At 68.3% G+C, this 21,370-nt stretch carries 19 protein-coding genes; 14 read left to right on the top strand and 5 right to left on the bottom strand.

Features of this window, described 5'->3' with window-relative positions:
- Positions 1-86: 86 nt before the first annotated feature.
- The 13 genes from GGQ93_RS08075 to GGQ93_RS08015 all read left to right on the top strand — a co-directional run bounded on the left by GGQ93_RS08075 (position 87) and on the right by GGQ93_RS08015 (position 14,898).
- Positions 87-2,039, top strand: a complete 1,953-nt coding sequence (locus tag GGQ93_RS08075) for a methyl-accepting chemotaxis protein (RefSeq protein WP_183216281.1) — start codon at positions 87-89, stop codon at positions 2,037-2,039.
- A gap of 74 nt (positions 2,040-2,113) precedes the next feature.
- Positions 2,114-2,620: a DUF1993 domain-containing protein gene (locus GGQ93_RS08070; RefSeq protein ID WP_183216279.1), complete on the top strand. Its 507-nt coding sequence runs from the start codon at positions 2,114-2,116 to the stop codon at positions 2,618-2,620.
- Between the two features lie 69 nt (positions 2,621-2,689).
- Positions 2,690-3,256: a hypothetical protein gene (locus tag GGQ93_RS08065; RefSeq protein WP_183216277.1), complete on the top strand. Its 567-nt coding sequence runs from the start codon at positions 2,690-2,692 to the stop codon at positions 3,254-3,256.
- A 101-nt stretch (positions 3,257-3,357) separates the two neighbouring features.
- A complete protein-coding gene (gene rimP, locus GGQ93_RS08060; protein ID WP_183216276.1) occupies positions 3,358-3,957 on the top strand; it encodes a ribosome maturation factor RimP in 600 nt (199 codons plus the stop codon).
- On the top strand, positions 3,957-5,675 hold the full coding sequence (gene nusA / locus GGQ93_RS08055; RefSeq protein WP_183216274.1) for a transcription termination factor NusA: 1,719 nt from the start codon (positions 3,957-3,959) through the stop codon (positions 5,673-5,675). Before rimP ends, nusA begins: the two co-directional genes overlap by 1 nt.
- Before the next feature lie 18 nt (positions 5,676-5,693).
- Positions 5,694-6,368 (top strand): RNA-binding protein, encoded by a 675-nt coding sequence (locus tag GGQ93_RS08050; RefSeq protein WP_054764484.1) that lies wholly within the window; start codon positions 5,694-5,696, stop codon positions 6,366-6,368.
- Between the two features lie 106 nt (positions 6,369-6,474).
- The gene (infB, locus tag GGQ93_RS08045; RefSeq protein WP_183216272.1) at positions 6,475-9,501 is read left to right on the top strand and encodes a translation initiation factor IF-2; all 3,027 of its coding nucleotides are present in this window, start codon (positions 6,475-6,477) and stop codon (positions 9,499-9,501) included.
- Positions 9,502-9,730: 229 nt separating this feature from the next.
- Positions 9,731-10,147 (top strand): DUF2141 domain-containing protein, encoded by a 417-nt coding sequence (locus GGQ93_RS08040; RefSeq protein ID WP_224764306.1) that lies wholly within the window; start codon positions 9,731-9,733, stop codon positions 10,145-10,147.
- A gap of 43 nt (positions 10,148-10,190) precedes the next feature.
- Positions 10,191-11,669, top strand: coding sequence for a carotenoid oxygenase family protein (locus GGQ93_RS08035; protein WP_183216270.1), 1,479 nt, complete (start codon positions 10,191-10,193; stop codon positions 11,667-11,669).
- 82 nt (positions 11,670-11,751) lie between these two features.
- Positions 11,752-12,903 carry an acyltransferase family protein gene (locus GGQ93_RS08030; protein WP_054764488.1) on the top strand — a complete coding sequence of 384 codons (1,152 nt, stop codon included), beginning with the start codon at positions 11,752-11,754 and terminating at the stop codon, positions 12,901-12,903.
- A gap of 48 nt (positions 12,904-12,951) precedes the next feature.
- Complete coding sequence (locus GGQ93_RS08025) at positions 12,952-13,482, top strand: CHAP domain-containing protein (RefSeq protein ID WP_054764489.1); 531 nt, start codon at positions 12,952-12,954, stop codon at positions 13,480-13,482.
- Between the two features lie 40 nt (positions 13,483-13,522).
- On the top strand, positions 13,523-14,320 hold the full coding sequence (locus tag GGQ93_RS08020) for a tryptophan 2,3-dioxygenase (RefSeq protein ID WP_054764490.1): 798 nt from the start codon (positions 13,523-13,525) through the stop codon (positions 14,318-14,320).
- 92 nt (positions 14,321-14,412) lie between these two features.
- Entirely contained in the window at positions 14,413-14,898 is a 486-nt protein-coding gene (locus tag GGQ93_RS08015; protein WP_182714359.1) for a PA2169 family four-helix-bundle protein, read from the top strand.
- A gap of 75 nt (positions 14,899-14,973) precedes the next feature.
- Here GGQ93_RS08015 and rplS read toward each other — a convergent pair whose 3' ends face one another.
- Positions 14,974-15,396, bottom strand: coding sequence for a 50S ribosomal protein L19 (rplS, locus tag GGQ93_RS08010; protein WP_054764492.1), 423 nt, complete (start codon positions 15,394-15,396; stop codon positions 14,974-14,976).
- 1 nt (position 15,397) lies between these two features.
- Positions 15,398-16,138: a tRNA (guanosine(37)-N1)-methyltransferase TrmD gene (gene trmD / locus GGQ93_RS08005; protein WP_183216268.1), complete on the bottom strand. Its 741-nt coding sequence runs from the start codon at positions 16,136-16,138 to the stop codon at positions 15,398-15,400.
- A gap of 112 nt (positions 16,139-16,250) precedes the next feature.
- Between trmD and GGQ93_RS08000 the strand changes: the two genes are divergently transcribed.
- On the top strand, positions 16,251-16,388 hold the full coding sequence (locus GGQ93_RS08000; RefSeq protein ID WP_183216266.1) for an entericidin A/B family lipoprotein: 138 nt from the start codon (positions 16,251-16,253) through the stop codon (positions 16,386-16,388).
- Between the two features lie 4 nt (positions 16,389-16,392).
- On the opposite strand, the gene GGQ93_RS07995 is transcribed toward GGQ93_RS08000, so the two are convergent.
- From GGQ93_RS07995 to GGQ93_RS07985, 3 genes are all read right to left on the bottom strand, one after another.
- The gene (locus GGQ93_RS07995; protein WP_183216264.1) at positions 16,393-18,087 is read right to left on the bottom strand and encodes an AmpG family muropeptide MFS transporter; all 1,695 of its coding nucleotides are present in this window, start codon (positions 18,085-18,087) and stop codon (positions 16,393-16,395) included.
- Positions 18,088-18,126: 39 nt separating this feature from the next.
- A complete protein-coding gene (locus GGQ93_RS07990) occupies positions 18,127-19,647 on the bottom strand; it encodes a response regulator (protein WP_183216262.1) in 1,521 nt (506 codons plus the stop codon).
- A gap of 70 nt (positions 19,648-19,717) precedes the next feature.
- A complete protein-coding gene (locus GGQ93_RS07985; RefSeq protein ID WP_183216260.1) occupies positions 19,718-21,322 on the bottom strand; it encodes a YifB family Mg chelatase-like AAA ATPase in 1,605 nt (534 codons plus the stop codon).
- Positions 21,323-21,370 lie beyond the last annotated feature (48 nt).

Here is a 21,370-nt window from a genome sequence, read left to right as displayed (position 1 = left end):
TCGCATAAGGGTATCTACCTAGCCCCCTCATAGGTCCCCGTTTAACCTCGTTCTTTAGGCATGGTCCGATGCTTAGGGAAACAACCATGAAGGCTTTGACGATCGGCGGGCGGATTAATCTGCTGGCGCTTGTGACGGTGGCCGGCCTTCTGGTGGTGACGGCCTTGGCCCTTTTCCGGCTGGATGCGGTCATGCGTGACGACATCGCCGACCGCACTAAAAAGTCCGTCGAGATCGCCCACAGCGTGGTCGCCTATTACCAGGGCGAGGAGGCGGCCGGACGGATGAGCCGGGATCAGGCCCAGACGGCGGCCAAGGCGGCGGTCGGGGCCATGCGGTACGGCCAGGACGACTATTTCTGGATCAACGACATGCATCCCACCATGGTGATGCATCCGATGAAGCCGGCGCTGAACGGCAAGGATCTGAGCGAGAACAAGGACGCTGACGGCGTGCTGATGTTCAAGGAATTCGTCGCCGTGGTGCAGAAGGACGGCGAGGGCTTCGTCCACTACCAGTGGGCCAAGCCGAACCAGGACGGGGCCTCGCCGAAGATCTCCTATGTGAAGGGCTTTGCGCCCTGGGGCTGGGTGATCGGTTCAGGCGTCTATACCGACCAGATCGCGGCGGCCGTGGGCAAGTCGGCCCTGGCCCTGGGCTCCATGGCCCTGCTGGTGTTGCTGGCGGTCGGGGCGGCGGGCTGGTTCATCGGCCGGTCGGTGTCGGGGCCCGTGGTGGCGCTCGAGCGGCGGATGCGCGGCCTGGCGGAGGGAGATACGGCCTCCGAGATTCCGGGCGTCGCGCGCGGCGACGAGATCGGCAAGATGGCCTTGGCGCTCGCGACCTTCCGCGACGCCGCCATTGAGAAGGCGCGTCTGGCGGCGGAGGCGCTTTCGCAGCGCTCGATGAGCGAGCAGGAGCGGGCCGCCCGCGAGGCCGAGAAGGCAGCGGAGGCCGAAGCCGACCGGGTGACGATCGAGGCCTTGGGCCGGGGTCTGGCGGCCATGGCGGACGGCGACCTGACCTATCGGATCGACACCGAATTCGCGCCCAAGGCCGCCCAGCTGAAGTCCGACTTCAACGCCGCCATCGCCCAGCTGCAACAGGCGGTCTCGGTGGTGGTGGCCAATATCGCCGGCATCCGCTCGGGCGCCGGGGAGATTTCCCAGGCCGCCGACGACCTGTCGCGTCGTACCGAACAGCAGGCCGCGGGCCTGGAAGAGACGGCGGCCGCGCTTGATGAGATCACCGCCACGGTGAACAAGACCGCCTCGGGCGCGCGCCAGGCCTCGGACGTGGTCCAGGCCGCCAAGGGCGACGCCGAGACCTCGGGCGTCATCGTCCGCGACGCGGTCCAGGCCATGCAGGCCATCGAAGGCTCTTCCGAACAGATCAGCCAGATCATCGGGGTCATCGACGAGATCGCCTTCCAGACCAATCTTCTGGCCCTGAACGCCGGGGTCGAGGCGGCCCGGGCGGGCGAGGCCGGTCGCGGTTTCGCCGTCGTGGCCTCCGAGGTCCGGGCCCTGGCCCAGCGATCGGCGGAAGCCGCCAAGGAGATCAAGACCCTGATCTCGACCTCCAGCACCCAGGTCGGTTCGGGGGTGAAACTGGTCGGCCAGACCGGCGAGGCCCTGCAGCGGATCGTGGACCGTGTCGCCGAGATCGACGGCCTGGTGGCGGAAATCGCCGCCTCGGCCCAGGAACAGGCCATCGGCCTGGCCGAGGTCAATACGGCCGTCAACCAGATGGACCAGGTCACGCAACAGAATGCGGCCATGGTCGAACAGTCGACCGCCGCCAGCCACTCTCTGGCCCAGGAGGCCCAGTCGCTCCAGGCCTCGGTGGCCCGGTTCAAGGTCGGCTCAGCGGCTCAGGCCGCCTCCCCGGCGCCGGTCGCCGCACCGGCGCCCGCCCCCGCACCGGCCAAGCCCGCCCACCGCATGGTCCAGGCCCTCAAGACCCTGGGCCGCGGCGGCGCCGCCCCCGCCCCCGCCCAACAGGCCGCTCCCGCCGAAGACGGTTGGGAAGAGTTCTAGATCCGGCGGCGGGGGCGGGCTGGCGCCATGACGCCGGACCGCCCGGCTATGGCGTTTCCGACTGGAGCCCTGGAATGAGCCTCTCGATCTACGACTTCGCCACGCCCGTTCTGGCGCGCGGCCTGACCAATCTGTCCGGCTTTCTGGACAAGGCCCTGGCGGAGGGCTTCGACGAGGCCGTGCTGATCCAGGCCCGGCTGCACGACGAGATGCGCCCCCTGGCCGCCCAGGTTCAGCTGGCCTCGGACACGGCCAAGGGCGCCGTGGCGCGGCTGGCCGGGGTGGGCAATCCCTCCATGGCGGACACGGAGACGAACTTCGCCGAACTGAAGGACCGGATCGCCCGGACCCTGGCCTTCATCGAGGGCGTGGACCCCGCCGCCTTCGCCGGCGCCGAGACGCGGCCGATCAGCCTGAAGACGCCCAGCCGCGAACTGAATTTCGACGGCCTGGGCTATCTGACCAGTTTCGTCCTGCCCAACTTCCATTTCCACGTCACGACCGCCTACGCCATCCTGCGCAAGGCGGGCGTGCCGTTGGGCAAGATGGATTATCTGGGGCGACTTACTTTGATCGAGTAGGGAAAGGTTGCAATCTGAGGTGAGCGCGGCATTCTTCGGTCGGCTGTCTCGAGCGCCGGGGAATGCGAAATGAAGCGGAGCAGTCCCGGACCAAACATCCATCACCTGGCGGCCTGCGTCCTCTACGCGCCGGGTCTTTCCCTGATCGCCTTTTTCGCCTGTGTTTTGCTGGCCTCCATTCCGCAGGCGCTCACCGGAGGCGTCGACGGCGGCAACGTGTCGATCGACGCCATCTTCTCGGGCGTCGTCAGCCTCATCGCCCTGTTCATTCTTGTGACCCTGTGGGGCCTCATCCCCGCCCTCCTGTTCGGCGGCGTCGGATGCTGGCTCGCGGAGCGGAGCCTGCAAGCGCGAGCCTGGTGGGCCTGGGGCCTGGCCGGAAGTGCAAGCGCGAGCGTCTATGTCGTCGTTTCGCTGATCTGCCGCTCTTTCGCACCGACTGCGGGATTTCTGATGGCGCCTTGGATGTTTCGGGCCGGGCTCACGCCCGGCGCCGAGGGCGTTTTCGGCGCCCTCGACATGATGCTGGCGGCCAGCGTGGCCGGCATATTGACGGGCGGGTTTCTGGCCGGCGCCCTCTATTTCCGCCTCTGTCGCGGTCGGTGGGCGCCGATTGGGGCTGACAAGCGAATGTGAAAGGCCTATATGGCGCTCCACATCGTTAGACCGGCGTCCAACGGCGTCGTTCAAAGCGGCGGCCCGGACGGACCGCCGCTTTTGTTTTGGATATTCGCCGCTTGCGCGCAAAGACCGCCCAGGACCGCCAACTGCTGGAGCTGATCGACCCGATCGCGGAGTCGCTCGGCCTTGACGTCGTGCGCGTTCGTCTGATGAGCGGCTCCAAGCGCCAGCGCCTGCAGATCATGGCCGAGCGCCCGTCCGACCACGACATCTCGGTGGAGCAATGCGCCAAGCTGAGCCGGGCCGTTTCGGAGGTGTTCGACGCCGCCGACCCGATCTCCGGCGAATATCTGCTGGAGGTGTCCTCGCCCGGCATCGACCGGCCCCTGACCCGTCCCATCGACTTCGACCTGTTCGAGGGCGAGGAGGCGCGGCTGGAGACGGACCGGATGATCGAGGGCCGCAAACGCTTCAAGGGCGTGCTGGCCGGGTTCGAGGACGGCAATGTCCTGATCGACCTGGAGGGCGAGGAGGACACCGCCCTGATCCCCTTCGACTGGCTGGCCGACGCCAAGCTGGTCCTGACCGACGCCCTGATGAAACGGGGCGCCGCCATCCGCGCCGCTCGCGGCGAACCTGAAGACGACGGCCTGCCCGAAGGGGAAGCCGACGACGCTGACACCGACACCACGACCCCTTCTGAGGACAAAGCCTGATGGCCGTCACCGGTATTTCCGCCAACCGCCTCGAACTGCTGCAGATCGCCGAGGCCGTGGCTAGAGAGAAGAACATCGACCGCGAGATCGTCATCGAGGCGATCGAGGAGGCGATCCAGAAGGGCGCCAAGTCGCGTTACGGCGCCCATCACGACATCCGCGCCAAGATCGACCACAAGACCGGCGAACTGTCCCTGACCCGTCACGTCACCATCGTCGAGGACGACTGGCAGCCGGAAGACGAGCTGGAGGAGTTCAACGACAGCGCCATGGTGCGTCTGCGTGACGCCCTGAAGCGCGACCCCGAGGCCGAGGTCGGCAAGGAATATGTCGAACAGCTGCCGCCGTTCGAGTTCGGCCGCGTTCAGACCCAGATGGCCCGCCAGGTGGTGACCGGCAAGGTCCGCGAGGCCGAGCGCGCCAACCAGTATGAAGAGTTCAAGGATCGCGTCGGCGAGATCGTCAACGGCACGGTCAAGCGCGTCGAATACGGCAACACCATCGTCGACCTGGGCCGGGGCGAGGGCGTGATGCGCCGCGACCAGTCCATCCCGCGCGAAGTGTTCAACATCGGCGACCGGATTCGCACCTACATCTACGACGTCCGGCCCGAGGCCAAGGGCCCGCAGGTCATGCTGAGCCGCGCCCACCCCGGCTTCATGGCCAAGCTGTTCGCCCAGGAAGTGCCGGAAGTCTATGACGGCGTGATCGAGATCCGCGCCGCCGCCCGCGACGCCGGCTCGCGCGCCAAGATGGCCGTCCTGTCGAACGACAGCTCCATCGATCCCGTGGGCGCCTGCGTCGGCATGCGCGGCTCGCGCGTTCAGGCGGTCGTCGCCGAACTGCAGGGCGAGAAGATCGACATCATCCAGTGGAACCCGGACGAGCCCACCTTCATCGTCAACGCCCTGGCCCCGGCCGAAGTCTCCAAGGTCGTGCTCGACGAAGAAGCCGGCCGGGTGGAAGTGGTCGTGCCCGACGAACAGCTGTCTCTGGCCATCGGCCGTCGCGGCCAGAACGTGCGTCTGGCCAGCCAGCTGACCGGCTGGCAGATCGACATCATCACCGAGAGCCAGGACTCCGAGCGTCGCCAGCGCGAGTTCGGCGAGCGCACCGCCCTGTTCCAGGAAGCCCTGGACGTGGACGAGGTCATCGCCCAGCTGCTGGTCACCGAAGGCTTCGCCACGGTGGAAGACCTGGCCTATGTCGATCCCTATGAGGTCTCGGAAATCGAGGGCTTCGACGAGGAGACGGCCGAGGAGCTTCAGACCCGCGCCCGCGAATATCTGGACAAGAAGGCCGCCGAGCTGGACGCCAAGCGCGTCGAACTGGGCGTCGAGGACGCGGTTCTGGACGTGCCGGGCGTGACGCTCGCCATGGCGGTCGCCTTGGGCGAAGGCGGGGTCAAGACCGTCGAGGACCTGGCCGATCTGGCGACCGACGAAATTCGCGGCGGCTACGAGGTGAAGAACGGCGAACGGGTCAAGGTCCCGGGCGTTCTGGAAAGCTTCAACCTGGCCCAGGAAGAGGCCGAACTGCTGATCCTACAGGCCCGTGTGGCCGCCGGCTGGATCGACGCCTCGGAACTGCCGCAGCCCGAGCCGGAGTATGAGGACGAGGGCGACTACGCCGAGGGCGAGTACGATCCCGACCAGGTGTTCGGCGAGGCCGGTGGCGAAGGCCAGGCGTCCGACGACGCCGAACCGTCGAACACGTGATGGGAGACCTGGCCCTTCATGAGCTTGCGCGACGCGACGATCGATAGGGAACGCCGGGACCTGGTCAGCCACCAGGTCATGGACGAATCTCGTCTGATCCGTTTCGTCGCCGGGCCCGAGGGTCAGGTGGTTCCCGACCTGGGGCGCAAACTGCCCGGTCGCGGCCTGTGGGTCGAAGCCAGTCGCGCCTCGGTCGAGGCGGCGGTCAAGAAGAACGGCTTCACGCGCGCCGCAAAGACGAAGCTGACCGCGCCGGCCGATCTGGCGGATCTGGTCGAGCGGCTGCTGGTCCGGCGTTGTTTGGACCAGCTGGGTCTTGCCCGGCGCGAAGGCGTGCTTATCTCAGGCTTCGAAAAGTCCGCTGCGGCCCTGCGGGCCGGCAAGGCCGACTGGGTGATCGAGGCCTCCGACGGGGCCGCCGACGGCCGTGGCAAAATCCTCGCATTGGCCCGCCATCAGACCGCCAAGGTCTGCGGCGCCTTTACGGCGGACGATTTGAGTTTGGCCCTTGGGCTGGAAAATGCGATACACGCCGTCCTGCTTGCGGGCGGACGCGCCGATCGGTGGACCCTAGAGGTCGAACGACTGGCTGGATTTCGGCCGCTTCGCCCCCTTCACTGGGAGATTTCCGGTGTCGAGGACGGACCGGCGGGCGCACCCCCGACTGATTTTAATCACGGTGGGGCGAGCTGAGGATTTTGGCGGCCGAGGGCCTGTCTCCAGGGGCGGAGACGGGCTCACGGCCGTTTATGGGTATTGAGACGACGGCGGGCTTTTCCGCCCCAAGTAAAGCGACCGGATGAGCGACGAAAACGACAAGACCAACCAAGGCCAGGGTTCGAACACCGGCGGAACGCCGTCCCAAACGGGACCGCGGGCGCCGCTGAGCCTGAAGCCGCGCGCCGCGGGATCGGTTTCGACCGGCACCGTGAAGCAGAGCTTCAGCCATGGCCGATCCAAGACGGTGGTGGTCGAGACCAAGCGACGCCCCGGCGCCGGCGGGCCGCAACGCCCGCAAGGCTTCGATGTCGCTCGCCCGCAGCAGGCGGGACAGGCGCCGCGTCCGCAGGGCCAGCGCCCGGCCCAGCCCGCCGGCGGGGGTCTGTCGCCTGAGGAGCAGGAGGCCCGTCGCCGCGCCATCGCCCTGGCGACCCAGGCCAACGCCGAACGTGAACGCGCCGCCGCCGCTGAAAAGGCCGCGCGCGAAGCCGCCGAGCGTGAGCGCGCCGCCGCCAATGAACGCGCCGCCCAGGCCGCGCGCGAAGAGGCCGCCGCCGCCAAGGCCGCAGCCGAGGCCGCCCGCGCCGAGGCCGCCAAATTGGCCGCCGCCGCGCCTCAGCCGGTCAAGACTGCGCCCAAGCCGACCCCAGCTCCGACGCCGGCTGCGTCCGCGCCCGCCCCGGCGCCGGTCGCTCCGACGCCGGCGCCTGCCCGTCCCGCCGCCCCGGCGCGTCCGACCGTCAACTTCGGCCAACGCGCGCCCAAGCCCGGCAATCCGCAGCGTGCGGCGCCGGAACGCCCCGCCTTCGGCGGCCGTTCGGCCCGCGAACAGGCCATGGGCGGCGGCGACCGGTCCTATTCAGATCGTCCCCAGTCGTCCGAGCGTCCGCAAGGCGACCGTCCCCAGGGCGGCCGCCCCGGCCCCGGCGGCCAGCGTCCCCAGGGCGCCAAGCCGGCCGAGCCGGTCCGCTATTCGGCCCTGAACCCCCGCCCGGCTCCCGGCGCCGCCCGTCCCGGCGGCCCGCGCACCGGCCCCGGCGGCCGTGCGGCCCCGAACGCCCCGCCCGCCACCCCCGAAGTGGCCCGTCCCAGCCGCGCGCCCGGCGCCGGCTTCGGCCGTCCGGTCGCGCGCGACGACGACCGCGACAAGCGCTTCTCCGACGCCGGCAAGGCGGTCAGTCGCACGCGCGGCGAACCCAAGCGCCGCGAAGGCCGGATGACCATCCAGTCCGTGGTCGGCGACGGCGACGCCGCCGAGCGCATGCGCTCCCTGGCCTCGGTCCGCCGCGCCCGCGAACGCGAGAAGGAAAAGCGCAAGGGCGGCTCGACCGATACGCCGAACCGTCCGCGTGAAGTGGTCATCCCCGACGTCATCACCGTGCAGGAGCTGTCCAACCGGATGGCCGTGCGCGGCGTCGACATCATCAAGTTCCTGATGAAGCAGGGCATGATGATGAAGATCAACGACGTGATCGATTCCGACACCGCCGAACTGGTGGCCGAGGAATTCGGCATGGCCGTCAAGCGTGTGTCCGAGTCCGACGTGGAAACCGGCTTCCTGGGCGAGGCGGACGACGCCGATGCCTCCGAAGTCCGCGCCCCGGTCGTGGCCATCATGGGCCACGTCGACCACGGCAAGACCTCGCTGCTGGACGCGCTGCGCACCACCGATGTGGCGGGCGGCGAAGCCGGCGGCATCACCCAGCATATCGGCGCCTATCAGGTGCGTCTGGAAGACGGCCAGAAGGTCACCTTCCTTGACACCCCGGGCCACGCCGCCTTTTCGGCCATGCGGGCGCGCGGCGCCAATGTGACCGATATCGTGGTTCTGGTCGTGGCCGCCGACGACGGCGTCATGCCCCAGACGATCGAGGCGATCCAGCACGCCAAGGCGGCCGAGGCGCCGCTGATCGTCGCCGTCAACAAGATGGACAAGCCCGGCGCCACCTCGCAGAAGGTCGTCAACGAACTGCTGCAGTACGAAGTGATCGCCGAGAGCCTGGGCGGCGACACCCAGATCATCGAGGTCTCCGCCAAGGAGCGGATGAACCTGGACGGCCTCTTGGAAGCCATCCTGGTCCAGGCCGAGGTCATGGACCTGCGCGCCAACCCCGACCGATCGGCCGAGGGCGTGGTCATCGAGGCCAAGCTGGACAAGGGTCGCGGCCCCGTCGGCACCGTCCTGGTCAAGCGCGGCACGCTGAAGCGCGGCGACATCGTCGTGGCCGGCGGCGCCTGGGGCAAGGTTCGCGCCCTGCTGAACGAGCGCAACGAACAGCTGACCGACGCCGGCCCCTCCGTCCCGGTCGAGATCCTGGGTCTGGACGAGGCGCCGTCGCCGGGCGACGTCTTCGCCGTGGTGGATTCCGAGGCCCGCGCCCGCGAGCTGACCGAATATCGTCAGCGGGTGAAGCGCGAAAAGGCCCAGGTTTCGGGCGGCTCGGTCTCGCTGGTCGACATGATGGCCAAGCTGGGCTCCAAGAAGATCAACGAGCTGCCGGTGGTCATCAAGGCCGACGTCCAGGGTTCGGGCGAAGCCATCGCCGCCTCGCTGGAGAAGATGGGCAACGACGAGGTCCGCGCCCGCATCGTCTATTCCGGCGCAGGCGGCATCACCGAGAGCGACGTAAACCTGGCCAAGTCGGCCGGGGCGCCGATCCTCGGCTTCAACGTCCGGGCCTCGAAACAGGCGCGCGATCTGGCCGACCGCGAGGGGGTCGAGATCCGCTACTATTCGATCATCTACGACCTCTTGGACGACATGAAAGGCGTGCTCTCGGGCATGCTGGCGCCGCTGCAACGCGAAACCTTCCTGGGCAACGCCCACGTGCTTCAGGTCTTCGACATCTCCAAGGTCGGCAAGATCGCCGGCTGCCGCGTCACCGAAGGCGTCGTGCGCAAGGGCGCCCGCGTCCGCATCATCCGCGACGACGTGGTGGTGCTGGAGCTGGGCGTGCTCAACACGCTCAAACGCTTCAAGGACGAGGTCAACGAGGTGCCCTCGGGCCAGGAGTGCGGCATGCAGTTCCAGGGCTTCCAGGACATCAAGGAAGGCGACTACATCGAGTGCTTCACGGTCGAAGAGATCAAGCGCACCCTGGACTAGGTCCGGGTTCGCAAGCCCCCACAGAGACAGGCCCGGAACCCAGGTTCCGGGCCTTTTCTTTGTGCGGCGGATCCGACATGGGCGTTCACGCTTCGCCGGCGGCGGCGCACGGTCACTGGCGAAAACGGACTGTCCAGCGCCGCAAGTCCGCTGGCGGCGGCTGCGGACGGGCGGCACGGTCCGGTCATCGAGAGCCGGCCGTCGGTTCTCACCCAACAGGATCGCCGCCGTGAAGTTCTCCGCCCTCATCCTTTCCGCCGCCGTCGCCGCTCTCGCCGCCGCGCCCGCCTTCGCCGCCGACCTGACCGTCGTCTTTCCGGACGCGGCCGCAGAAGGCCGGATCATGGTCGCCGTCTTCGACAGCGCCGAGGCCTATCAGGCGGGCCGACCGGTCAAGGCGGCCCAGCTGGACGCCGCAGCAGGCGAGACCCGCATCACCTTCGACGATCTGCCCGACGGCGATTATGCGGTGCGCGCCTTCCACGATCTGAACGCAGACGCGCGGATGAACACCAATCCCTTCGGCATGCCGACCGAACCCTTCGCCTTTTCCAACAATGCCGTCGGCAATATGGGCCCGGCCTCCTGGGACCGCGCCCGCTTCCCGGCGGCCGGGTCGGTCGAACAGACGATTACGCTAAAATAGATCCCGCCGCCGACCTGCCGTTTTCAACTTCAAGAGCCTGATCATGATCCCCTCCCGCCGCGCCTTTCTGATGGGCGCCGCCGCCCTGTCCGCCGCCGTGGCCACGCCCGAAATGACGCGCGCGGCCGCCGCCTTGAACGCCGTCGCCGAACTGAAGGCCGACTGGGCCCTGGCGACGCGCGATGTCGCCGCCGACGCGCCCCGTCACGCCCTGCGCCTGATCCACGGCCGCGCGCCGTCGGGTCTGGAGGGCGTGCTTTATCGCAATGGGCCGGGGCGCTTCCGTCGGCCGGGCGGATCGGCGACCCACTGGTTCGACGGCGACGGCCTGATGCGGGCCTTTAGGATTCAGGACGGTCAGGCCACGCTGGAGGCCCGTTTCGCCGATACGCCCAAGCGCCGAACCGAGACGGAGCTGGACGCCGTCGTTACCCCCGGCTTCGGCACACGCGGCGACGCCCGCGCGCGAGTCGGCTCCAATGACGACGCCAACGCCGCCAATACGGGGATCATGCCGGCGGGCGATCGGGTCTGGGCCCTGTGGGAGGGCGGGTCGCCCCTGGCCATGGACGCCGCCGACCTGTCCACCCAGGCGTTCGTCACCCTGCGGAGCGATCTGAAGGGCATGCCCTTCCAGGCCCACCCGCGTCGGGGACCGGACGGCTCGATCTGGAACGTCGGCGCGGCAGGCGATCGGGCGGTGATCTGGCGGCTAAATCCCGACGGGGGACTGAATCAGGCGGAGGTCCTGCGTCTGCCGCGCGCCAGCTATATGCACGATTTCACGGCGACGGACCGGCATCTGATCCTGGTGATGCAGCCCTGGCTGTTCGAGACCCAGACGACGCCGATCATCAACGGCCTGGTCTGGCGGCCTGAGGCGGGAACCCACGTCATGGTGCTGGACAAGGACGATCTGAGCCGGCGGAGGATCTATGAACTGCCCGGCTTCTTCCACTTCCACCTGGGCGACGCCTGGGCGGAGGCGGACGGGACCATTCGCTTCGACGTCGCCGCCGGCGAGGATCCGCGCTTCGCCGTCGATGGGGCGAGGGTGCTGGTGGAGGGGCAGGGCACAGTTCCAGGGGATCCGGCGACCCTGGCCTTGATCACCCTTCGACCTGACGGGCGGGCCGAAATGACGCGCTCCAACGCCGTCGGGGAGTTTCCGCAGAGCGATCCGCGTCGTCGGGGGCTTAAGCGACGCCTGACCATCCATACGGGCGGAGAAACGCGCGGCCGGCCTCTGCCCACCGGCCTGGCCTTGCAGGACTGGGAGACGGGTCGATCCGAGGGCTTCACCTTCGGCCGCCATCAGGTCGTTGAAGAGGTGCTGTTCGCGCCCAAGCCCGGCGCGACGGCCGAGCGGGACGCCTGGCTGATCGGCCCCTCCATCAATCTGGACGCCGGTCGCACCGAACTGCATGTGTTCGACGCCGCCCGGATCGCGGACGGGCCGGTCGTCAGCTGGGCTGCGGACTTCGCCCTGCCCGCCGGCTTCCACGGGGCCTGGGTCGGTTAGTGCCCCGGCCGGGCCAAAAGGCGGCAGGCGCCGTTCTTGCGGCCTTCATGGTTCGCAAAGCCTGACGTGCCAAGGTGAGACCATGACCCCGGTTCAGACGCCTGCCGATCTTCGACCCTTGACGGCCCTGCGGTTCGCCGCAGCCCTGTGGGTCGCCGTCTACACCTTCTGGCCCAATCTGGCCGGGGCGCCGCAGACGGCCGTGGTCGCCAAAGGCTATCTGGGCGTCGAACTGTTCTTCGTCCTGTCCGGCTTCATTCTGAGCCACGTCTATCTTCAGGCGGCGGGCGAGAAGCGGTTTTCCTATCGCGGCTTCCTGTGGGCGCGGATCGCCAGGGTCTATCCGCTGCATCTCGCCACCCTGATCGGGGTCGGAGGGCTGGCGGCGGCGGCTCTGATCGCGGGAATGAGCGTGGACGCCAACGTCCTGTCCTGGTCGTCGCTTCCCGCCAATCTGCTGATGCTCCACGCCTGGGGCTTGGCGCCGGTGGCCGGTTGGAACCATCCGTCCTGGTCGATCTCGGCGGAATGGTTCGCCTATCTGTGCTTTCCCCTGTTCGCCTTCGTCTTCTGGCGTCTGCGCGACAAGCCGGTCGCGGCCGTGGTTGGGGCGGCGGCCTTTCTGACGGTGCTGTATTTCGTGTTCGAGCAGGCGGCGGGTTTTCCTCTGACGGAGGCCACCATCCGCTGGGGGGCGCTTCGGATCGTGCCCTGTTTCGCCCTCGGGTGCGCCCTCTATCTGGTCTATCGCAAGGTGGGGCAGCGGCTGTCCGCTCTCCTGGCGGGCGGGGCGGCGGCGATCGCCTTCGTCTTGATGATGGTCAGCGCGGCCCTGGGGCTGTGGGATGGGATCACCGTCCTGTGCGCCGGCGCTCTGATCCTCGCCCTGGCTGTCCTTCCCAATGCAAGCGCCGGCTGGCTGGCCTCGCGCCCGGCCGTCTATCTGGGTGAGATCAGCTATTCGGTCTATATGGTCTGCGTGCCGTGGAATCTGCTGGCCGTCGGCCTGGCGGCGAAGCTGACGGGCGCCGCTGACAAGCAACTTCAAATTTTCGTGTGGCTGGCGATTCTGGCCCTTTTGCCCGTCGTGGCGGCGGTCTCCTATCACCTGGTCGAACGCCCGGCGCGACAGGCTTTGAGGGGGTTGGCCGAGCGGCCGAAATCCGTGTCAAGCGCTACAGAAGACCGTCCGTCGCCTGACGGCGGTATGTCGAAAACGGTTGTCGAATCCTGAGAGCCTGTGTTCTAAAAACACCATCGGCAGTCGGGATACGGCCTCAGCATGACAAAACGGCTCAAAGCCGCCGCGGTTGCGGCGACCCTCGGTTTTTTTGCACTGGGCGCAGTTCCCTCCAATGCAAAGGCTGACGAGCCGTACTGGCAGTGCGTGACCTTCGCCCGCATGTTCTCGGGCATCAACATCTTCGGCGACGCCTGGACCTGGTGGCGTCAGGCCGCCGAGAAGTTCCGCACGGGCAAGGCGCCCGAGACCGGTTCGGTCCTGGTCTTCCGCCCGGAAGGCCGGATGAGCCGCGGCCATGTCGCCGTCGTTTCCGACATTCTGACCGACCGGGTGGTGCGCGTGACCCACGCCAACTGGGGCGGCAGCCGCGGCAAGGTGGAGGAGAACGTCACCGTCGTGGACGTCTCGCCCGCCAACGACTGGTCTCAGGTCAAGGTCTGGTACAATCCGATCAACGGCCTGGGCACGACCGTCTATCCGACCTACGGCTTCATCTATAAGGGCGCGCGCGACGCCTTCGACGCCGGCCGCCAGATGGCCGCCAATGTGTCGGGCCAGGGTCAGCAATAGGCGGACTTGCGCCTTTCCCGGCCGCGGGCGATAGCGGCGCATGACCCAATCCCGCGACATGACCTACGCCGGCTATCTGGCGTTGGACGATCTGCTTTCGACCCAGCATCCGCTGTCGGATCAGCACGACGAAATGCTCTTCGTCGTCATCCACCAGACCAAGGAGTTGTGGCTGAAGCAGATGCTGCACGAAGTGGCCCTGGCCCAGACCCTGGTGCGGGCCGGCGACCTGGTCCCCGCCTATAAGAGCCTGGCGCGGGTCAGCCGCATCCAGGCGGTGATGACCCAGAGCTGGGACATTCTGGCGACCATGACCCCGGCCGACTATCTGCGGTTCCGGGGCGTGCTGGGCGCGTCCTCCGGTTTCCAGAGCGACCAGTTCCGTCGCTTCGAGGCCATGCTGGGGCTGAAGGACCCCGCCTTCCTGAAGTTCCATGTGGACCGACCCCAGGCCCATGCGGCGCTGGAGGCGGCGATCGCGTCGCCCAGTCTGTATGACGACGCCCTGGCCCAGTTGGCCAAGGCCGGCCTGCCGGTGCCGCAGGCCGTGCTGAACCGCGACGTGACCCAGCCCTATGAACCGTCCGAGGCGGTAGAGGCGGCTTGGCTCGAGGTCTATCGGGACACGGAGCGCTGGTGGGCCCTGTATCAGCTGGCCGAGAAGCTGGTCGACCTGGACGACGCCCTGCTGACCTGGCGACATAAGCACGTCGTCACGGTCGAGCGCATCATCGGCCGGCGCCGTGGGACGGGCGGAACGGAAGGGGCGGCCTATCTGGCCACGACCCTGACCAAGCGGTGCTTTCCTGAGCTGTGGTCGCTGCGGACCGCCCTCTGACGGCCTGTTGATCGGGCGCGGCGCCGCATCCGGCAACCTTCGCCGCGTCCGGCCATTGTCCGCTTGACCGCCTAAGCGGAGGAGCCGACGCAATGAGCAATCCCAACGCCCATGACATCAAGGTCTTGAACGGCCTGATCGAGACCACCCTGGACAGCGCCGACGGCTACGCCCAGGCGGCCGAAGAGACGACCGATCCCCATTTCCGCAGCCTGTTCGAGCGCCGCAGCGAGGAGCGCCGCCAGGTGGTCGAGGATCTGTCGGCCGCCGTGTCCGGACTGGGCGGCGACCCCGAGGCTCACGGCTCCATCCTGGCCAAGGCCCACCGCGCCTTTCTGGACGTCAAACACGCCCTGTTGAGGAATGACGACAGCGTGGTGGGGTCGATCAACAGCGGCGAGGGGTTCATCGCCGCAAAGTTCGACAAGGCTCTGGATGACACGGCCATCTCGGCCACCACCCGTGAAACCATTCGTCGCGCCTACGCCTCCATCAAGACGGGCCATGATCAGATGGAGGGGCTGAAACACAGTCTGGAAGGCCAAAGGGATGCGTCCAACCCGCTGTTTCCGCAGTAGGAGGCGCGCCGGACGAACAAAAAAGGCCCCGGCGTCGCCGCCGGGGCCCTTATCGTTTTGCGAACGCGCCTGGGATCAGGCTTCGTCGCCCTTGTCGGCGGCGCCGGTCTCCGGGACCACCACGCCCTTGGCGGGACGAACCGTCTGACGCTCGGCGATCCGGGCCGACTTGCCGCGACGGTCGCGCAGATAATAGAGCTTGGCGCGACGCACGACGCCGCGGCGCTTCACCTCGATCGACTCGACGTTCGGCGACAGAATGGGAAACTTCCGCTCGACGCCTTCGCCGAACGAAATCTTGCGGACGGTGAAGGTCTCGTTCACGCCGCCGCCGTCACGGGCGATGCAGACGCCTTCGAAGGCCTGGACGCGCTCGCGCTCGCCTTCCTTGATCTTCACATTGACGCGCAGGGTGTCGCCGGGCTGGAAGTCCGGGATCTTGCGGTCGCCCAGAACGCGGGCTTTTTCTTCAGCTTCCAGCTGTTGAACGATGTTCATGTCATTTCTCCTCGAGCTTGGCGCTCTTTACCTGTGAGTTGGCGAGATGCGCCTGCCAGAGGTCCGGCCGTCGCTCCCGCGTGGTCTGCTCCCGCTGCGCCTGACGCCATTCGGCGACCTTCTTATGGTCGCCCGACAGCAGCACCTCGGGAATCTCAAGCCCCTCGAACGTCCGCGGTCGCGTGTACTGCGGATGCTCCAGAAGCCCGTCCTCGAAACTTTCGGACGACAGGCTGTCGCCTGAACCGAGCACTCCGGGGATCAGTCTTACGCACGCCTCGATCACGACCATGGCCGCCGCCTCGCCGCCGGCGAGGACCGCGTCTCCGACCGAGACCTCCTCGAACCCCCGGGCGTCCAGCACCCGTTGATCCACCCCCTCGAAACGGCCGCACAGCACGACGATTCCGTCCGCTGTCGCCCATTCCTTGACGCGCGCCTGGGTCAGGGGCCGACCCCGGGCGCTCATGTACAAAAGCGGCCGTTTCGGCCCAGGCAGGCTATCGACCGCCCTGGCCACCACGTCCGCCTTAAGCACGGCTCCTGGACCGCCCCCCGCAGGGGTGTCGTCCAGGAAGCCGCGCGTATCTGTGGAAAAGGCGCGGATGTCAACCGTATCCAGGCTCCACAGCCCCTTCTCGCGCCAAGCCGTGCCGATCAGCGACACCCCGAGCGGGCCCGGAAAGGCTTCGGGGAACATGGTCAGGACGGTGGCCAGAAAAGGGGGGGCGGTGAAGGACATGGCGGCCCTTTAGCCTCGAACGACGGCGAAAATCCATTGTTTGCGACAGAGAAGCGCAACCAAGGCCAAGCTTGGGCGTTCGTGCGGAGCTTGACCATAAACGAGGTTCGCCATGCGCAAGATCATCACCCTGTCTCTCGTCGCCGCCGCCCTGGCCGTCTCGGCCTGCAACACCGTCGCCGGCGTCGGCCGCGACGTCTCGGCCGCCGGTTCGGCCGTCAGCTCGGGCGCGGAACGGGCGAAACACTGAGCGGCTAGAGCGCCTTCGAGCTCTTAGCTTGGAGGCGTTCAACCTTTCGGCGTTCCAGGGTCAGACGCACCCATTCAATAAGACAGAACACTACCGCGACCAGGCCGATGAGGGCGGCGAACTGGAACATCGGGGCGAAGCCTTCGCGGTCCACCAGCTCGCCCAGAGGCGCCCGGCCCAGAGTGCCGATCAACAAGGCTAGAGAGGCGAAAACCGCAAACTGGACGGCGCCGAACAGTCGATTCGACAGAGCCGACAGATAGGCGACGAAGGCCGCGCCGGCGAAGCCGCCCGCGATGTTCTCGCCCGCGATCGCCGCCATAAGACGGGCCAAGGGTTCGCCGACGCCGAAGACGCTGAACAGGCCGTAGAGGCCTGTCGCCCTCATGAACGGGTCGATGACGGGCGCGCCCATAGCCAGATCCATCATCAGCAGATTGGTGGCGGCGCTGAGGACCGCGCCGATCAGGAGGCAGGGCATGCGGCCGACGACCACAAGCGCCCAACCTCCCAGGCCGATGCCCAGGATGGTCATGACGACGCCGAAGGTCTTGGACGCCAAGGCCACCTCGGTCATCGTGCGGCCCAGCCCCCCGCCTTCCGTTCCAAGATAAAAGGGATAGGCGAACGGACCCCAGACGCCGTCCGTAATACGATAGCTGAGCACCAACCCCAGGACGATTAAAGCGCCCCAACCCAAGCGGCCCATCAGCTCCACCAGGGGCGCCAGGATCGCGTCATAAAACCGCTCCGTGACGGTGTTCGCCGGCTGGCTCTCCGGGGCGGTTGAGCGACCGCGCCAGACCAGGACGCCGGCAAGGGCGGCTGGCAGCAAAACCGCCGCGGCCACAATCCAGGGCCCCCAGGACTGGATGAATTGCCCCGCGCTCGGCGCCGGCACAGTCGTCAGCGCCATAATCATGAAACGAATCAGCATGAAGCCGGCCCAGGCCCAGGCTGCGAGGGTCACAAAAAGGGCGGTCCTGCGCAGAGCAGGCGAGCCGATACGCTCGCGCTCTACGGCCTTTTCCGCCGCGACGAGCGGTTCAGGCGCGATGAAGGTTCCAAGCAGGCCCAGCCCCATTAGCACAGCCGCCGCGAAAAAGGTGGCGGGCCAGCCCGCCGTGTCGGCCAAGACGAGGGCGCCGGCGCCGCCGACTAGAGCGGCGGTGCGAAATCCGAGCTGATACACGGAAGACAACAGATCGACCGGCAGATGGTCATCCGCCGCCTCGATCCGCCAGGTGTCGATGACGATGTCCTGAGTGGCGGAGGCAAAGGCGCCGATAGCGGCGGCCGAGGCCAGAAGGCCGATGGCGCCCCCCGTCGGATGGGATGCGGCGATGACGATGAAGACCAGGGCGAGAACGGACTGGCATATGACCAGCCAGGACCGCCGTCGCCCCAGGCGGGACAGCAACGGCAGATGCAGACCGACCGCTGGCGACCACAGAAACTTGAAGGCGCCGAAAAGACCCACCCAAGACAGTATGCCTATGGTCGCGACGGAGACATCCACCTCGGAAAGCCAGGCGTTCAGAGTGCCGAACAGCATGGCGAAAGGCAGGCCGGCCGAGAAGCCGAGCAGAAGCATGGCCAGGGTTCGACGTTCGCGGAATGCGGCCCTGATGACGCCGAATCCCTTTGGCTGCGGACGCAAGGCGGCGACTTCTGCGGCGGGGGTGGTCTGGTCGGTCATGCACGGCTCCGGCGGCGGCCGGAGACGGACGCCGTTAACTCAGCCGACCTTGGCGCGGATGTCGCGCTTCGTCCAGCGGGTCAGGGCGGCGCGCAGGGCCTCGGCGTCCAGCGGCTTGACCAGATGGTCGTCCATCCCCGCCTCCAGGCACAGGCGGCGGTCTTCGGCGAAGGCGTTGGCGGTCAGGGCCAGTATGGGGGTGGCGTCGCCTGTGGCGCGGATGGCGCGGGCGGCGGCGGGGCCGTCCATGCCCGGCATCCGCATGTCCATGAAGACCAGATCATAACGGGCGCGGGCCAGGGAGGCGACGGCCTCCTGACCGCTGGCGGCGCTTTCGACGATGCAGCCCTCGCGCTGCAACAGCGTGCGGGCCAGCAGGGCGCCGACCGGATTGTCCTCGGCCAGCAGGATGCGCGTCCCGGCGAAGCGGGCAGGGACGACCCGGTCGTCCTCAGCCGCCGGAGAGGCGGCGCCGGCCTCGCGCATGGGATCGTCCTGGGCCGCGACGGCCAGCACCCGTTCGGCGAGAGAGGCGCGGCGCAGAGGCTTGATCAGATAGCCGTGGAAGCCCTGGGCGCGGTAGCGCGCGATCAGATCGCGCTCGGACGGTTTCAGCAGGATCACGCCCCGGCCCTCCGACGGCGGAAGCGCCAAGTCGCCGGACAAGGCGCCGACGTGATCGACCAGAACGACCGGCGCCGATGCGGCGAACCGCCCACCGGACGCCTCGATCTGGGCGATGGCGGCGGTCTGGACGAAGATGTCGGGCGAGCGGACGGCGACGGTCAGGCCCACCAAAGGCTGGTCTCGCGTGCCGGGGACGACATCGAAGGCGGCCTCGAAACAGAAGCGGGCGCCGCCGCCCGGGCGGTCTGCGACCTGGACAGACCCGCCCATGGCCCGCGCCAGTTTTCGGACAACCGCCAGCCCGAGGCCCGCCCCGTCATGTCGCACGGCATCGGAAACGTCGGCGTGGCCGAACTCTTCGAAGATGCGCGTGTGGGCTTCGTGCGGCACGCCGGGGCCCGTGTCATCGACGATGAAGGCCAGGTGCGCCGCCCTGCCGGCGCCGTTCCGCCGTTCGACCGCGATGTAGACGCCGCCGGTCTCGGTGAACTTGACCGCATTGCCGGCCAGGTTGAACAGAACCTGCTTCAGCCGGCCTTCGTCGGCCCTGATGTCAGGCACGTCGGCGCCGACGGACCAGACGATCTCCAGCCCCTTGTCATGGGCGCGCGGACTCAGCAGTTCGGCGACGCTGCGGACCAGGGGTTCCACATCGACCGGCGCCAGGTCGAACTCCAGCGCCCCGGCCTCAAGCCGCGCATAGTCCAGAAGGTCGTTGACCAGCCCCAAAAGATGTTCGGCCGACTGGCGGGCGTTCTCGGCATAGGCGCGCTGGGCGCCGTCCAATCGGGTCCGCTGCAACAGATGGATCATGCCCAGCACCCCGTTCAGGGGGGTGCGCATCTCGTGACTCATCAGGCGCAGGAACTGCTGGGCCGGATCGGCCGTCGCCGTCAAGCCTTCGGTTCGTTTCGTCGCCGCCCGCCGCGCCATGGTCTGTTCCGTCTCCGCGAGGGACGACGTCTAAGCCGAGCGGAGTTAAGGACGCTTCAAGAGGCCTGGATCAATCGTGGATGAAGGCCGCCCGACCGGCGGCCTCGGCCAGGCCCGAGCGGGCGGCGACGCGGCGGTCGAAATCGGCCTCGGCGCCGACCGTGTTGCGGCGATAGATCAGGGCCTCGGCGATATGGCGGCGCAAGACCCCGTCGCAGCCGTCCAGATCGGCGATGGTGCGTGCCAGCCTGAGGGTGCGGGTCCAGCCCCGCGCCGTCAGCCCCCCGGCCTCGCCGGCCCGCATCAGCAGCATCCGCCCCGCTTCGTCCGGCGTGGCGAACCGGTCCAGCGCCTCGCCGGAGGCCCGGGCGTTCAGCCCCTGGGCGGGGTCCAGGCCGGCGGCCCGCGCCCGGTCTTCCTGCAGGGCGCGGGCAGCGGCGACGCGCGCCCTGGCCTCGGCCGTGCCTTCTGAAGGGGGCGGCAGGATCATGTCGGCGGCGGTGACGGGCGGCGTCTCGACCGTCAGGTCGATCCGGTCGAACATCGGACCGGACACTCGGTTCTGATAATCCCGCTGGCAGCGGGGCGCCTTGCCGCAGGCGCCGCGCCCGGCGCCGCCCATGCCGCAGCGACAGGGGTTCATCGCCGCCACCAGCTGGAACCGGGCCGGATAGCGGATATGGGCGTTGGCGCGGGCCACGACGATCTCGCCCGTCTCCAGGGGCGCCCGCAGCGAGTCCAGGGCCTGGGCGCTGTATTCGGGCAGTTCATCAAGGAAGAGGACGCCGTTGTGGGCCAGCGACGCCTCGCCCGGCTTGGCGCGCAGACCCCCGCCCGTCAGGGCCGCCATTGAGGCCGAATGGTGCGGGCTGCGGAAGGGGCGGTCCCTCGTCAGGGCGCCCCGCTCGATCAGGCCGGCGACCGACCAGACCATGGAGGTCTCCAGCAGCTCCTGCGAGGTCAAGGGCGGCAACAGGCCGGGCAGGCGCTGGGCCATCATCGACTTGCCCGATCCGGGCGGGCCGATGAACAGCAGATTGTGGCCGCCCGCCGCCGCGATCTCCAGCGCCCGCTTGGCGCCTTCCTGCCCCTTGACCTCGCGCAGGTCGGGCACGGCCTTGCCGCCGGCCAGGGGGCCCGGTTCCGGCGCGCGCAGCACCTGGCTTCCCTTGAAATGATTGATCAGGGCGATCAGGGACCGCGGCGCCAGAATACGCGCCCCGCCGGCCCAGGCGGCTTCCGGCCCCGTGGCTTCCGGGCAGATCAGACCCAGGCCCAGGGCGTCGGCGGCCACGGCGGCGGGCAGGGCGCCCCCGACCCGGGCGATCTGCCCGTCCAGCCCCAGTTCGCCGATGGCGGCCCAGCCGTCCAGGGCGTCCGGCCCGATCACCCCCATGGCCGCCATCAAGGCCAGGGCGATGGGCAGGTCGAAATGGCTGCCCTCCTTGGGCAGGTCGGCGGGGGCCAGATTGGCGATGATCCGCCGCGAGGGCAGGGCCAGACCGATCCCGGCGAAGGCGCCGCGCACCCGCTCGCGGCTTTCAGCCACCGCCTTGTCCGGCAGGCCGACGATGTTGAACACCGTCTGCTGATCCTGGCCGACCAGCTGGACCTCGACGTCCACGCGCCGCGCCTCGACCCCGTCAAAGGCGACCGTAACGACTCGCGCGACCATGGCTCCGCCCCCCTTTTTGGAGCGAGGAACGAACCATGAACTTGGCTC

Source organism: Brevundimonas aurantiaca, from assembly GCF_014199955.1.
In the GTDB taxonomy this organism is placed as follows: domain Bacteria; phylum Pseudomonadota; class Alphaproteobacteria; order Caulobacterales; family Caulobacteraceae; genus Brevundimonas; species Brevundimonas aurantiaca.
Note: the sequence above shows the minus strand (reverse complement) of the source record. Positions and strands in the feature narration are given on the sequence as shown.